Origin of the sequence: Streptomyces coeruleorubidus, assembly GCF_028885415.1 — a bacterium.
GTDB lineage: Bacteria > Actinomycetota > Actinomycetes > Streptomycetales > Streptomycetaceae > Streptomyces > Streptomyces coeruleorubidus_A.
Map to the genome: position 1 here is coordinate 4,119,946 of NZ_CP118527.1, position 13,956 is coordinate 4,133,901.

The following is a 13,956-nucleotide window of genomic DNA, read 5'->3' on the forward strand; positions in this document are numbered from 1 at the left end:
GCACCTGTTCTGGGGGATCCAGCCATGACTGACGCCGCCGCCGTCGACACCCGCCCGACGAAGATCATGTACGTGGCCGAGGCCACCGCCCACGGCGGCCGCGAGGGCTATGTCACCAGTCAGGACGGCCAAATCGACCTCAAGGTCGCGATGCCCCCGCAGCTCGGCGGCGACGGCAACGGCACCAACCCGGAACAGCTCTTCGCGGCCGGCTACAGCTCCTGCTTCCACAACGCGCTGATCCTGGTCGGCAACCGCGAGGGCTACGACCTGACCGGCTCGACCGTCTCCGCGAAGGTCGGCCTCGGCCCCAACAAGCAGCGCGGCTACGGCCTCGCGGTCGCCCTGAGCGTCTCGCTCCCCGTCCTCGACCCGGACCTCGCGAGCAAGCTGGTGGACGCGGCCCACGAGGTCTGCCCGTACTCGAACGCGACCCGCGGGAACATCGACGTCACGATCGTGCTTGGTTGAAAGGGGAGCGAGCCGGCGAGACGAGGAGTACGGACGTGGACGTGCAGGGCACAGTGGCCGAGGGCTTCGAGCCGGTCAGGGACGCGTTCGTACGGAACTTCGCCGCGCTCGGGGAGCGCGGCGCGGCGGTCGCCGTCTACCGGGAGGGGCAGCGGGTCGTCGACCTGTGGGCCGGCACGAAGGACGTCGACGGCACGGACCCGTGGGAGCGCGGCACCGCCCAGGTCGTGCGCTCGGCGACGAAGGGCGTCGCCGCCGCCGTACTCCTGCTGCTGCACCAGCGCGGGCAGCTGGACCTGGACGCGCCGGTGGGCCACTACTGGCCGGAGTTCAAGGCGCAGGGCAAGGAGCGGGTGCTGGTCCGGCACGTCCTGAACCACCGGGCCGGCCTGCCCGTCCTCGACCGGCCCCTCACCCCTGAGCAGGCCCTCGACCCGCTCCGGGGCCCGGCGGCGGTCGCCGCCCAGGCCCCCGCCTGGGAACCCGGCACCGACCACGGCTACCACGCGCTCACCTACGGCTGGCTGCTCGACGAACTGGTGCGACGCGTGACCGGGCGGAGCACCGGCGCCTGGCTCGCCTCACAGATAGCCGGCCCACTGGGCCTGGACCTCTGGCTGGGCCTGCCGGACGCGGAAACCGGCCGGGTCGGACGCGCGGGCCGCGTCGAGGGACCCGAGCCGACCGGCGGTCTGCGGGCCCGCCCGAAGCGCTCGGTCACCGAGGCCTACGAGGACCCTGCCTCCCTGACCCGCCGGGCCTTCGCGGCGATCACCCCGTTCCCGGACCAGAACGACCCGGCCTACCGCGCGGCAGCGCTCCCCGCGACCAACGCCATCGCGACGGCGGACGGACTGGCCCGCTTCTACGCGACGCTGATCGGCGACACCGCCGGCGCCGCACGCCTGTTCACGCCTCAGACGGTCGAACTGGCCCGGGCCGAGGAGTCGGCGGGCCCCGACCGGGTCCTGGTGGTCGGCACCCGCTTCGGCCTCGGCTACATGCTGCACGGCAGCGCCTCCCCCTTCCTCACACCGGGCTCCTTCGGCCACCCGGGCCGCGGCGGCGCCCTCGGCTTCGCCGACCCGGACACCGGGATCGCGTTCGGCTATGTCACCAACGGCTTCCGCAAGACGGTGACGGCGGATCCGCGGGCGCAGGGGCTGGTGCGGGCGGTGCGGGGAGCACTGGGGCTTCCGGCGTGAAGCTGTGGCTCTAGACGTGAATCGGGTGGGAGGTCCGCCCCGATGCCTGGTCGATCTCGTCGTGGGCCTTGGTCAGCAGTCGCATGGCGAGCTCGTTGAGTGCCCGGGCGCCTGCGATCTCCTCCCCGACTCTGGGCTGATTGACGTCGGTCCGGTGCCGGCTCGCGTGCCCGTGCGCCCGTACCTCGGTGCCGTCGGGCAACCGGACCAGCGCCACGGCCTTGGTGTGCTGGTCGTCCTCCCGGAACTCCATCTCGATGTGCCATCCCACTGCGGTGTGCATCATGACGATCACCTCCGGAACACTTAGTTCCAGGGTGCTCCTCACCAGGGGGATGCGCACCCGCCTGACCCCGGCTATCCGGCGTGCAGCATCAGCCCGATCCCGACGACGAGCAGCCCGGCCGCCGCGATTCTCGGCGCCCCGAACCGCTCCTTGAAGAACACGGCCCCGATCGCCGCGCCCACGATGATCGACGACTCGCGCAGGGCGGCGATGGGCGCGAGCTCGGCCCTGGTCTGGGCCCACAGCACGAGGGCGTAGGCGGCGACGGAGAGGGCGGCCCCGATGAGCCCGACCCCGGCGAACGGCCGGAGAACGGCGGCGGTCTGCCTCCTCCAGCGGCTCACGGCGTAGGCGGGGATCACGACCCCTTGGACCGCCATCAGCCAGGCGATGTACCCGAGGGAGGAGCCGGAGGCGCGCACGCCGAGCCCGTCGACGACGGTGTACGCCGCGATCGTCAGCCCGGTCGCCAGGGCCGCCCCGATCGCCGCCCAGTCGGGCCGGCGCCCGCGCAGTCCCCACACGGCGACGCCGGTCAGCCCCGCGCACGACAGGGCGATACCGGCGGCGGCCCACCCGTCGGGCACCTCGTGCGCGAAGACGGCGGCGAGCACGGTCACGACGAGAGGCGCGGTGCCGCGCGCGATGGGATAGGCCTGCCCGAAGTCGCCCAGCCGGAAGGACTTCATCAGCAGCGCGTAGTAGGCGATGTGTATGGCGGCGGAGCCGAGCAGATACGGCCATGCCCGGGCCGCCGGAAACGCCACGAAGGGCGCCAGGGCCAGCCCGATGACCACTCCACCGCCCGAGATCAGCGCGAACCCGGCCAGCTTGTCGGTGATCTTGTGGGCGATGGCGTTCCAGCTGGCGTGCGTGACGGCGGCGAGCAGGACGGCGGCGGTGACCAGAGGTGTCACGCGGCGAGCTCGCGCACGTCCACGAGGGTGCCGTCGGCGTGGGCGACGAGGTCGCGGGGCGCCATGGGGAACACGGTGTACGGCGTCCCGGCGGCGGCCCAGACGACGTCGTGCCCGAGCAGGGACCGGTCGGCGAGCACGCGCGTTTTCGTCCGGTGCCCGAAGGGCGGCACGCCGCCGATGGCGTACCCGGTGGTCTCCCGCACGACATCGGCCTTGGCCTGCGTGACCTTGTCCACCCCGAGCTCCTTGCGCACGAGCTCGACGTCGACCCGGGAGGCCCCGTCCATGAGCACCAGCACCGGCACTCCTCCCCCAAGCTCTCGGCTGCGCTCGAGCAGGGGGGACCCCCATGCCGCGAAGATCAGCGACTTGCAGATCTGACTCAACTCACACCCGATCGCGGCGGCGGCCTCGGCAGCGGTACGGGTGGCCTCCGGGAACCGGCGGATGAGCGGAGGAACCTGATCCAGCCCGAGCTCCCGCAGGGCTTCGATGAACCGGGGGTGCGCTCCGGAGTTCTCGGCGTCAGTGGCGGCTGTCGTCGTCATGGGGGGACGGTAGCGGTGGGTGCAGGGGGCATGCGAGTGAGTTGTGGTGAACCCCGAGTGGAGGCTTGCTGTAACTGTTATCGTTACAGCAAGGGAGTGAAGGACGTGAGCGCGAACAGCAGGATGACGGTCGCCGTCCACGTGCTGACCTGGATGGCCCTGGTGCACGGCCGCGGGCGCGACGTGGTCACCTCAGACCAGATCGCCACGAGCGTGGCCACCAACCCCGTCGTGATCCGGCGCAGCCTCGCCGATCTGCGGAGGGCGGGCCTGGTGACGGTCCGGCATGGCGCGGGGGCCGGCTGGACGCTGGCTCGCGCCCCGGAGTCCATCGCGCTGCTCGACGTCTACCGCGCGGTGCACGACGAGCCCCTGTTCGCCCTGCACCGCGGCGAACCGAACCAGGCCTGCCCCGTCGGCCGCGGCATCCAGCCCGCGCTGCGCCGCGTCTACGTCGACGCGGAGGAGGCCGTCCGGCGGGAGCTCGCGGGGGTCTCGATCGCGGACGTCCTGCGGGACACCCTGGCCGTCCGCTCCGGCTGAACCGCCGAGCGGGGCCGGCCGGGGCTCGCCCTTGCCTGCAGTCGTAACAAAACCTGTGACATTGGCTTGGATCATCAAGGGGCGCCGGACGGCCCTGTGATCCGACGTACGGAGGCGAAACGCCATGCGGGTGATCGAGTACCGGCGCCACGGCGGCTACGAGGAACTGCGACTCGTGGACCGTCCCGCCGAACCGGCCACTGGCGGACGGGCGTCGGTCCGGCTCTCCTACGCCGAGGTGAGCCCGGCCGACAACACCATCAGGGCAGGCCGGATGGACCCCTCCTTGCACCAGACGCCGCCCCACATACCCGGCGGCGGCGCGGTGGGGCAGATCACCGACCCCGGCGCGACCGGCCTGGCGGAGGGGGCACGCGTCGTGGTAAGCGGCGGCGGGCTTGGCTGGCGCACCGACGGCACCTGGCGCGAGCAACTGACCGCGGACGCCAACCAGCTGATACCGATCCCCGACGGGGTGAGCGACGAGGCCGCCTGCGCGCTGTTCGCCGGTGCCGGATACAGCACCGCCTACCTCGTACTGACCCGACTTGCCGGGCTGAAGGCCGGCGGCACCGTCCTGGCGCCAGGCATCGGTGGCTCCGTCGGCATGGGCACCGTGGAGGTGGCCCGCGAACTCGGCGCATCCCTGGCCGTCTCCACCGCAAGCCGCACCGACAAAGCCGAAGCCGCCCGCGCCGCCGGCCACGAGCACGTCATCGACCTGTCCCGCGAATCCCTGACCGACGGCGTCGCGCGCATCACCGGCGGCAGGGGCGTGGACGTCGTGGTCGACGGCGTCGCCGGTCCGCTGCTCGGTCCCTGCATCGCCTCCCTCGCACACGGCGGCGTCTACGTCGGCGTCGGATACTCCGGCGGCACCGAAGGCACGGTGAACATCACCGACCTGATATGGAAGAACGCCACCGCCTGCGGCTACACGTTCACGATGATCCCGCCGGACGTCGCCCGCGCCGCCCGCGTGACCCTGCTGGAATGGCTGGACGCGGGCCGCATCTCCCCCGCCATCGCCCGCGTGTTCCCGCTGGAACAGGCGGCCGAAGCGCAGCGTCATCTGATCGAGGAGCGGCCCTTCGGCCGCGTCCTGCTCACCATGGCCCGCTGAACCGGGGCCAAAACAAGAGGAGCCACGACATGCAGCCTCGCAAGGCCTTCACAGCCGATATACCGGAACTGATCCGGCTGCGCGCCGTCGCGCTGGAGAGCCTGGGCACCGATCCCGGACCGGCTGACACTCCGTGGCGGCGGATCGCCCGCGACTGGTTCGACGAGCGCATCAACCGCCGCGACGACTGCGTCTGCCTCGTCGTCGGCGGCGACCCCGGCGAACCTCTCCTCGCCTGCGGCATGGCCTGGGTCACCTACCATCTGCCCGGTCCGCGCTGGCCCGACGGGCGCCGCGGCTACCTCGACGGCATCGTGACCGACACCCCTGCCCGCGGCCGCGGCCACGCACGCCGCATCGTGGACGAGCTGGTCGGCTGGCTCCACGGGGCGGGCATCCACTACATCCAACTGCACGCCAGCAAGGCCGGGAAGCCGGTCTACGAAGCCGCGGGCTTCGTCACCGGCCGCTACCCAGGCATGGACCTGATCACGGCACCGCCCGCCAGGTGACACCTGATGGGCTCTGCTGGGTCAAGGGTGGCCCCGACTGCTACTTCGTGACGTACGTGAGGAAGTCGGCCCACGTGGTGGAAGCGACAGTTACGTGGTGAGTGTCCGGGGTCTTGGAGTCGCGGATGTGGGTGGTTGCAGGGGTGGTGGCGACCTCGACGCAGTCGTCTATGTCGCTACTGCTGCTGTAGCTGCTCTTGAACCAGTGGAGTTCCATGACGCTCATAGTTTCCCCAGCTGTCGCTCGATGAAGGCCAGCGACTCCCGCGGCGTGAGAGCCTGCGCCCGGATCATGCCATAGCGCAGCTCAAGGATGCGAAGATCCCGAGGGCTTGAAACCGGGCGGCCGTTGAATGCGCCTTCGGAACGTCCGATCGCCGTGCCATCGGTGAACTTCAGCACCTCGATCAGGCCCTGCATTCCCGCGTGCTCCTCGCGATCAGTAGGCATGATCTGGAGCGTGACGTTCCTCAACTGCCCCACCTCCAGCAGGTGTTCGAGCTGCCGGCGCAGCACCATCTTCCCACCAAGAGGGCGATCCAGAGTCACCTGCTCCTGGACGAAACTGAGCGTGGGAGCAGGGTCCCTTTCGAAGACCGACTTTCGGGCCGCACGCGCGGCGACTCCCCGCTCCACCTCGTGCGGTGAGTAGGCAGGCTGCCGCATCTCGAACAACCCCCTCGCGTATTCCGGCGTCTGCAGAAGCCCATGGATGTAGTGGCTGCTGTACAGCAGCATCTCCACCGCCCGCTCTTCCAACTGGGCCAGGTCCCGCACCTTCTTCGGATACCGAGCCCTCTCCATGTCCTTCATGAACGCCCTCAGATGCCCCTGAGCGTTCAGAACCTGGTCCGCCCTGTCCAGAAACTCCGGTCGGGGAATCCGCGTCCCGCGCTCCATCTTGCGGATCATGTCCTCGCCGTAGCCCATGACGTCACCGAACTCCGCCGCCCGCATCCCGGCAGCTTCCCGGCACACCTTGATCAGCTTCCCCACCGCTTGGACCAGCGGCTCGATCTCGTCCCCCGGCTCGACATCCCAACCGGCCTCATCCACAGCCTCGTTCATGCCCCACCTCCATCGCGCAGCCGTACCCGTACAACCGCCAAGACAGCCGAGACAGCACGAGACAAACGCCGGACAGTAGCCGTACGTACACGCGCTGCCACCAGTCACGGTACGCAGATTCCGCCACTCTGAGTCACACGAACCAAGAGACGGCTGCCCCTGAAAACGAACTCACCACTCCCATCCGCAACTTCAGCCTCCTCCTCTCCCCCACCCTCCGAGGCGCCCGCCTCGCCCGGCTCCTCGCCACGGAGCAACTCCGCACCTGGGGACTGCCCTCGGCCCCCGGGGAGCAGATCGTCGCCGAGCTCGCCACCAACGCCGCCACCCACGGGCGAGTGCCCGGCCGAGACTTCCGGCTGACGCTCTACGTCGTCGGCAAGACCCTCCGTATCGAGGTCACGGACACTCGCGGGGACCGCCTCCCCCGCGTCGCTCAGCCCTCCCCGTACGCCGACTCCGGCCGGGGGCTTCTCCTCGTCGACGCCCTCTCCGACCGCTGGGGCGTGGCGCCGGGCCCGTATCCGCGCAAGACGGTGTGGCCGAGCTGAGCACAGAGAGAAGCCGGTGAGGGCGCCCCGTCCCCACGGAGCCCTCACCGGCCGGTTTCTCGGAGATTCAGAGGTATCGGGGCGTCAGGCGCGCATCAGCGCCCGGTCCCCGTCCTCCCGCTCGGACTGCGAGCGCAGCCCCTCCCCCTCGACGTCCACGTTGGGCAGCGCCCGGTCCAGCCACTTGGGCAGCCACCAGGCCTTGCGGCCGAGGAGGGCCAGGACGGCCGGGACGATGGCCATGCGGACGATGAACGCGTCGAAGAAGACGGCGATCGCGAGACCGAAGCCGATCATCTTGACCATGGACTCGGACGAGCCGATGAAGCCGGCGAAGACCGCCATCATGATGACCGCCGCGGCCGTCACCACCCGGGCGCCGTGCCGGAAGCCCGTCACGACCGCCTGGCCGGCCTTCTCGCCGTGGACGTAGGCCTCCCGCATCCGGGTCACCAGGAAGACCTCGTAGTCCATCGCCAGGCCGAAGACCACGCCCACCATGAAGATCGGCATCATCGACATGACAGGGCCGGTCTGCTCCACGCCCATCAGGTCCGCCAGCCAGCCCCACTGGAAGACCGCGACCACGGCGCCGAGGGCCGCCATCACCGACAGGAGGAAGCCGAGGGCCGCCTTCAGGGGGACCAGGATCGAGCGGAACACCACGATCAGCAGGAGGAAGGCCAGGCCGACCACCAGGACCAGGTAGGGGATCAGGGCGTCGTTCAGTTTCTCGGAGACGTCGATGTTCATCGCCGTCTGGCCGGTGACCAGCACGTTCGCGTCCGAGTCGGCCTTGATCCCGGCGCCCTTGTCGCGGATGGAGTGGACCAGGTCCTCGGTCGCGACCGACGACGGCTTGGAGTCCGGGATGACGGTGATGGTCGCCGTGTCTCCGGCCTTGTTGGGCGCCGGCGGCGTCACCGTGACGACGTCCTTCAGGCCCTTGATCTCGTCGCCGACCGCCGTGAAGGCCGCCTTCGGGTCGTCGCTGTCCTTCGCGTCGACCACGACCATGAGCGGGCCGTTGAAGCCCGGCCCGAAGCCCTCGGAAAGGAGGTCGTAGGCACGGCGCTGCGTGGTGGACGTGGGCTGGGAGCCGTCGTCCGGCAGGCCCAGTTCCAGGCTCCCCGCCGGGACGGCCGCCGCGCCGAGGCCGATGACGCCGAGCAGCAGGACCGCGATCGGGCGGCGGACGACGAAGCTCGCCCAGCGCGTGCCCAGGTTGGGCTTCGCCGGCTTGTCCTGCTCCTGCTGCTTCTTCGCCCGGCCGAGCAGCTTGCCCTTCTCCCCCGCCGGCTTCACCCTCCGGCCCGCGTACCCGAGCAGCGCCGGGACCATGGTCAGTGCGATCAGCACCGCGATGGCCACCGTGCCCGCCGCCGCGACGCCCATCTTCGTCAGCATCGGGATGTTGACGACGGACAGGCCGACCAGTGCGATCACGACCGTGAGGCCCGCGAAGACCACCGCGGAGCCCGCCGTGCCGACGGCCCGGCCCGCCGCGTCCTCGCGGTCACGGCCCTCGGCGAGTTCGGCCCGGTAGCGGGAGACGATGAACAGCGCGTAGTCGATGCCGACCGCGAGGCCGATCATCATCGCGAGGGTGGAGGTCGTCGATCCGAGGTCCAGCGCGCTCGCCAGCGCCGTGATCGAGGAGACGCCGATGCCCACGCCGACGAGCGCCGTCAGCAGCGGCAGACCGGCCGCGACCAGCGAGCCGAAGGTGATGACGAGGACGACCGCGGCGACCGCGATGCCGATGATCTCGGTGGTGCCGGTGTGCGGGACCGTCTGGAGCGCGTCACCGCCGACCTCGACGGTCAGCCCGGCCTTCCGCGCGTCCTGCGCGCTGTCCTCCAGGGCGTCGCGGGAGGAGTCCTCCAGCTCCATGCCGGAGACCTTGTACGAGACCTGCGCGTACGCGATCGTGCCGTCCTTGCTGACGGCCTTCGCCTGGTACGGGTCGGTGACGCGCACGACCTCGGAGCCGTCGGCGAGTTCCTTGACGGTCTCCTGGACGGTCGCCTTGTTGCCGGGGTCGGTCATCTTCTCGCCGCTCGGCGCCTTGAAGACGACCCGTGCGGTGGCTCCGTCGGCGCTCGCGCCGGGGAAGCGCTGTTCCAGCAGGTCGAAGGCCTTCTGGGCCTCGGTGCCGGGGATGGAGAACGAGCTGTTGCCCGCGGCGGGGGCGCCGGCCGCGCCGACACCGGCGAGGGTCAGCAGGGCCACCCATATCAGGGCGACGAAGTGCCGCCGCCGGAAGGAGATCCGGCCGAGTTTGTAGAGGAATGTGGCCACGAGGGCGTACTCCCGGTCAGGTCGTGGGGTCGGTTCTGGGCAGGGGTGATCAGCCCGACGACGTGAGCGGAGACGTCAGGTAGGGACTGGCCGAGGGGGACTACTCGGTGGGTACGCCGAGGGCGGGGAGGACCACGGCGTCGATGTACGAGGTGAGGAACGCCTGCGTCGGCGGCTGGTCGTCGATCAGCGTGCGCGTGGCGAAGGCGCCGACGAGCATGTGCACGACGTAGTCCAGCGCCGGGCGGCCGGCCTGCACCTCGCCGCGGTCGACCGCTCTTTGCACCACCCGGTGGAACTCCTCCATCTCGGGTTCGATGAGCAGTTCCTTGAACGCCTGGAGGAGGTCCGGGTTGCCGTGCACCGCCATGAACAGACCGCGCATCAGCGCGGCGTTCTGCTGCATGGTGCAGTCGTCCTCACGCGAGGTGAGGGCGTGCAGGTCGCCCCGCAGGGATCCCGTGTTGACGTCGGCGACGCTGCCCGGCTTGTTGTGCCGGATCGCCCTCGCCACCAGCTCGGGCTTGCCGCCCCACTGGCGGTAGAGCGTCGCCTTGCTGGACCGCGTGCGGGCGGCCACTGCGTCCATGGTGAGGGCGTCGTAGCCGACCTCGCGGAGCAGGTCGAGCACGGCCGCGTACAGCTCGGCCTCACGCTCGGGGGTGATCCGACTGCGACGCGCGGTGGCGACCTCAGCCATCTCGCTCACCTTCCTGCTCCGAACGACACGGTTTCGTACGTCACGAATGTAGCGCAGCCCCCTACTGAAACGAAACCGTTTCGTACCTGTCCTGGGTCACGAGGCGGCACGCCCAGCGCTTTGTCACAACTTGCTCCGGTACGCCACCGGGCAAAGCATGGGGACGTGAGCTATCTGCGTCTGCCGCATCTCCATGACGACCTGCTGTGCTTCGTGGCCGAGGACGACCTCTGGCTCGCCCCGGTCGACGGCCCCGGCCGCGCCTGGCGCCTCACCGTCGACCGCACCAAGGTGGGCCACCCCCGCTTCTCACCCGACGGCCGCCACCTCGCGTACACGAGCTGGCGCAGCCTGGTGCCCGAGGTTCATCTCGCCCCGGTGGACGGCGGCCCGGGACGGCAGGTGAGCCACTGGGGCAGCGCCGACACCCGGGTCTGCGGCTGGACCCCGGACGGCGAGATCCTGGCCGTGGCCTCGCACGGCGAGCCCTTCTCGTACTTCACCTGGGCCTACAAGGTCTCCCTCGACGGTGACCCGGGCCGCAAGCTGCCCTGGGGGCCGGTCGCCGACATCCAGGTCGCCGATCTGGACGGGGAGCGGAAGTCCCTCCTGCTCACCGGCACCCCGCCGCACGAACCGGCCGCCTGGAAGCGCTACCGGGGCGGGGCCACGGGCAGACTGTGGCTGCACGGCGAACGGCTGCTGGCCGGTCTCGGCGGTCATCTGCACTCCCCCATGTTCGTCGGCGGCCGGATCGCCTTCCTCTCCGACCACGAGGGCGTCGGAAACCTCTACTCGTGCGCCTACGACGGCTCCGACCTGCGCCGGCACACCGACCACGACGCCTTCTACGCCCGGCACGCCTCCAGTGACGGCGCCCGGGTGGTGTACCAGTGCGCGGGCGACCTGTGGCTCGTCGACGACCTGTCACCGCACTCCGAGCCGCGCCGGCTGGACGTACGGCTGAGCGGGCCGCGTGCGGGGCGGCGCCCCTACCAGGTGGCCGCGGCCCAGCACGTCGACGGGATCTCGGTCGACGAGACCGGGCGGGCCAGCGCGGTCGTCGTACGCGGCAGCCTGTACTGGCTCACCCACCGGGACGGGCCGGCCCGCACCCTCACCGACACCCCGGGCGTCCGGGTGCGGATCCCGGAGATGCTCGGCGCGAGCGGGCGGGTGGCGTATGTGACGGACGCGGAGGGCGAGGACGCGATCGAGATCGCCTCCCTGCCCCGGGCGACCGGCGACCGCGGGCCGAGGCGGCTGGCCTCGGGCGAGCTGGGCCGGGTGCGCGAGCTGGTGTCGGACCCGGAGGGCGAACGGCTGGCGGTCGCCTCGCACGACGGGCGACTGCTGCTCGTCGACGTCACCGAGGAGTCGGAGGGTGAGGTCAGCGAACTGATCCGGTCGATCAACGGGCCCGTGCGCGACCTCGCGTTCTCCCCGGACGGGGCGTGGCTGACCTGGTCCCACCCGGGCATCGGGCGGACACTGCGGCAGATCAAGATGGCCCGGCTCGCCGGAACGGCAGAAGGGGACGGGTTCGTCGTCGATGTCACCAACGGCCGTTTCGAGGACGAGAACCCGGTCTTCACGCGCGACGGCCGCTACCTCGCCTTCCTCTCCTGGCGCGGTTTCGACCCGGTCTACGACGTGCACACCGGCGACCTGTCCTTCCCGCTGGGCTGCCGCCCGTATCTCGTCCCGCTGTCCTCCGCGACGCCCTCCCCGTTCGCGCTGAGCCCGGAGGGCCGCCCGGCCGCCGGGGGCCTGGACCCGGTGGAGGACGACGAGAACGGGGAGAGCGGCGCCGTGACGGTCGAGGTCGAGGGGCTGGAGAGCCGGGTCACGCCCTTCCCGGTGGCCGCCTCCAAGTACTCGGCGCTGTACCCGGTGGCGGGCGGCGGGCTGGTGTGGCTGCGCTGGCCGATCTCGGGTGCGCTGGGCGAGACGTTCGCGAACCCGGACGACACCAGCGGCCGGCCGACCCTGGAGCACTTCGGCATCACCAAGGCCAAGAAGTCCGAACTCGCCGTGCACCTGGACTTCTTCGCGGTCAGCGGCGACGGCACACGGCTGGTGATCGTCGACGAGGGCGAGCTGCGCGCGGTGCCCGCGACCGAACCCGGCGACGCCGACACGACGGTGTGGATCGACGCGCGCCGCATCCTGCACGTGGTCGACCCGGCGGCTCAGTGGCGGCAGGCGTACGAGGAGGCCGGGCGGCTGATCCGGGCGTACTTCTGGGAGCCGGGCATGTGCGGCATCGACTGGGGCGGGGTACTGGACCAGTACCGTCCTCTGGTCGAACGGGTCGCCTCCCCGGACGAGTTCGCCGACCTGCTGCGCGAGGTGCTGGGCGAGCTGGGCACGTCCCACGCGTACGTCGCCGCCGCCCGGCGCAACGAGGGCCCGCCGCACTACCAGCGCCGGCAGGGCCTGCTGGGCGCCAACTTCGTCCGCAGGGACGGCGGATGGATGGTCAAGCGGATCCTGCCCGGCGACTCCTCCGACTCCAAGGCCCGCTCCCCGCTGGCCGGCACGGGCATTCGCGAGGGGGCGATCCTGACCCACGTCGACGGCCGCCCGGTGGATCCGGACGCGGGCCCGTATCCGCTGCTGGCGGGCGCGGGCGGTACGACGGTGGAGCTGACCTTCTCGCCGGCTCAGGGCGCGGGCCCGCCCCGGCGGGTCGCCGTCGTCCCGCTCATCGACGAGCGGCCGCTGCGCTACCAGGACTGGGTGGCCAAACGCCGGGCGGTGGTACGGGAGTTGAGCGGCGGGCGGTGCGGCTATCTGCACATCCCGGACATGGGCGGTTCGGGCTGGGCGCAGTTCAACCGCGACCTGCGCATGGAGGTGTCCCGGCCCGCGCTGATCGTGGACGTGCGCGGCAACGCCGGCGGCCACATCAGCGAGCTGGTCATCGAGACGCTGAGCCGCACGATCCTGGGCTGGGACCTGACCCGCGACGCCCAGCCCGTGTCGTACACCTCGAACGCGCCGCGGGGCCCGGTGGTGGCCCTGGCGGACGAGGCGACCTCCTCCGACGGCGACATGATCACCGCCGCGTTCAAGCTGCTCAAGCTGGGCCCGGTGGTGGGGCAGCGCACCTGGGGCGGCGTGGTCGGCATGACCGGCCGCCACGAGCTGGGGGACGGCACGGTGATCACGGTGCCGATGAACGCGGCCTGGTTCGACGCCTACGGCTGGTCGGTGGAGAACAAGGGCGTCGCCCCCGACATCGACGTCCTGCGCACCCCGCTGGACTGGGCGGAGGGCCGTCACGCCCAGCTGAGCGACGCGGTGGAGCTGGCGCTCGGGCTGCTGGAGACCAATCCGCCGGCGACGCCGCCGACCTACAGCGACGTACCGGACCGCTCCCGTCCGAAGCTGCCGCCGAGGACGTAGCCGACGCTCGGGACGTGAGGAAGGGGCGCCCCCGCGCGGGGCGCCCCTTCCCTTCGGCACGCAACGTCAGGCGTCGTAGTCCTGGTCGAAGCGGTCCTCCTGCTCGCGCTCACGCTCGCGGTCGCGGTCACGGTCGCGGTCGCGCTGCGGCTGCGAGGGGTCCATGTCCTCGTCACGCCGGCGGCCGCGGCCCTGCACCTGCTCGCGAGCCTGGTCCGCCTTCTGCCGGGCCTGGTTCTGCCACTGCTCGGACTTCTCCTGGAACTGGTCCTTCATACCCATGTGGGTTCACTCCCGTTGGGGGTGAGGGGATCTGG

The 13,956-nt window shown here is 71.2% G+C and carries 15 protein-coding genes; 7 read left to right on the forward strand and 8 right to left on the reverse strand.

Annotated elements, in window-relative coordinates; translation table 11 throughout:
* Positions 1–24: 24 nt before the first annotated feature.
* Both PV963_RS19015 and PV963_RS19020 read left to right on the forward strand, forming a co-directional pair.
* Entirely contained in the window at positions 25–471 is a 447-nt protein-coding gene (locus tag PV963_RS19015; RefSeq protein ID WP_274816931.1) for an organic hydroperoxide resistance protein, read from the forward strand.
* Positions 472–506: 35 nt separating this feature from the next.
* Positions 507–1,676, forward strand: coding sequence for a serine hydrolase domain-containing protein (locus PV963_RS19020; RefSeq protein ID WP_274816932.1), 1,170 nt, complete (start codon positions 507–509; stop codon positions 1,674–1,676).
* A 10-nt stretch (positions 1,677–1,686) separates the two neighbouring features.
* On the opposite strand, the gene PV963_RS19025 is transcribed toward PV963_RS19020, so the two are convergent.
* The 3 genes from PV963_RS19025 to PV963_RS19035 all read right to left on the reverse strand — a co-directional run bounded on the left by PV963_RS19025 (position 1,687) and on the right by PV963_RS19035 (position 3,430).
* Entirely contained in the window at positions 1,687–1,962 is a 276-nt protein-coding gene (locus PV963_RS19025) for a DUF1876 domain-containing protein (protein ID WP_274816933.1), read from the reverse strand.
* A 71-nt stretch (positions 1,963–2,033) separates the two neighbouring features.
* Positions 2,034–2,879 carry a DMT family transporter gene (locus tag PV963_RS19030; RefSeq protein WP_274816934.1) on the reverse strand — a complete coding sequence of 282 codons (846 nt, stop codon included), beginning with the start codon at positions 2,877–2,879 and terminating at the stop codon, positions 2,034–2,036.
* Complete coding sequence (locus PV963_RS19035) at positions 2,876–3,430, reverse strand: YbaK/EbsC family protein (RefSeq protein WP_274816935.1); 555 nt, start codon at positions 3,428–3,430, stop codon at positions 2,876–2,878. The genes PV963_RS19030 and PV963_RS19035 overlap by 4 nt, the downstream gene beginning before the upstream one ends.
* 105 nt (positions 3,431–3,535) lie before the next feature.
* On the opposite strand from PV963_RS19035, the gene PV963_RS19040 reads away from it, so the two are divergent.
* The 3 genes from PV963_RS19040 (at position 3,536) to PV963_RS19050 (ending at position 5,608) form a co-directional block, all read left to right on the forward strand.
* Entirely contained in the window at positions 3,536–3,973 is a 438-nt protein-coding gene (locus PV963_RS19040; RefSeq protein WP_274816936.1) for an Rrf2 family transcriptional regulator, read from the forward strand.
* Between the two features lie 124 nt (positions 3,974–4,097).
* Entirely contained in the window at positions 4,098–5,096 is a 999-nt protein-coding gene (locus tag PV963_RS19045; protein ID WP_274816937.1) for a quinone oxidoreductase family protein, read from the forward strand.
* Positions 5,097–5,125: 29 nt separating this feature from the next.
* Entirely contained in the window at positions 5,126–5,608 is a 483-nt protein-coding gene (locus PV963_RS19050) for a GNAT family N-acetyltransferase (protein WP_274816938.1), read from the forward strand.
* 40 nt (positions 5,609–5,648) lie between these two features.
* On the opposite strand, the gene PV963_RS19055 is transcribed toward PV963_RS19050, so the two are convergent.
* Together PV963_RS19055 and PV963_RS19060 are read right to left on the reverse strand one after the other, a co-directional pair.
* On the reverse strand, positions 5,649–5,825 hold the full coding sequence (locus PV963_RS19055) for a DUF397 domain-containing protein (RefSeq protein ID WP_342456388.1): 177 nt from the start codon (positions 5,823–5,825) through the stop codon (positions 5,649–5,651).
* 5 nt (positions 5,826–5,830) lie between these two features.
* Entirely contained in the window at positions 5,831–6,676 is an 846-nt protein-coding gene (locus PV963_RS19060; protein ID WP_274816940.1) for a helix-turn-helix domain-containing protein, read from the reverse strand.
* A gap of 128 nt (positions 6,677–6,804) precedes the next feature.
* On the opposite strand from PV963_RS19060, the gene PV963_RS19065 reads away from it, so the two are divergent.
* Entirely contained in the window at positions 6,805–7,227 is a 423-nt protein-coding gene (locus tag PV963_RS19065) for an ATP-binding protein (protein WP_274822058.1), read from the forward strand.
* An 84-nt stretch (positions 7,228–7,311) separates the two neighbouring features.
* On the opposite strand, the gene PV963_RS19070 is transcribed toward PV963_RS19065, so the two are convergent.
* A complete protein-coding gene (locus PV963_RS19070) occupies positions 7,312–9,528 on the reverse strand; it encodes an MMPL family transporter (RefSeq protein WP_274816941.1) in 2,217 nt (738 codons plus the stop codon).
* Between the two features lie 100 nt (positions 9,529–9,628).
* The gene (locus PV963_RS19075) at positions 9,629–10,228 is read right to left on the reverse strand and encodes a TetR/AcrR family transcriptional regulator (RefSeq protein ID WP_274816942.1); all 600 of its coding nucleotides are present in this window, start codon (positions 10,226–10,228) and stop codon (positions 9,629–9,631) included.
* A gap of 165 nt (positions 10,229–10,393) precedes the next feature.
* On the opposite strand from PV963_RS19075, the gene PV963_RS19080 reads away from it, so the two are divergent.
* Positions 10,394–13,639, forward strand: a complete 3,246-nt coding sequence (locus tag PV963_RS19080; RefSeq protein WP_274816943.1) for a S41 family peptidase — start codon at positions 10,394–10,396, stop codon at positions 13,637–13,639.
* A gap of 66 nt (positions 13,640–13,705) precedes the next feature.
* On the opposite strand, the gene PV963_RS19085 is transcribed toward PV963_RS19080, so the two are convergent.
* Positions 13,706–13,921, reverse strand: coding sequence for a hypothetical protein (locus tag PV963_RS19085; RefSeq protein ID WP_274816944.1), 216 nt, complete (start codon positions 13,919–13,921; stop codon positions 13,706–13,708).
* Positions 13,922–13,956 lie beyond the last annotated feature (35 nt).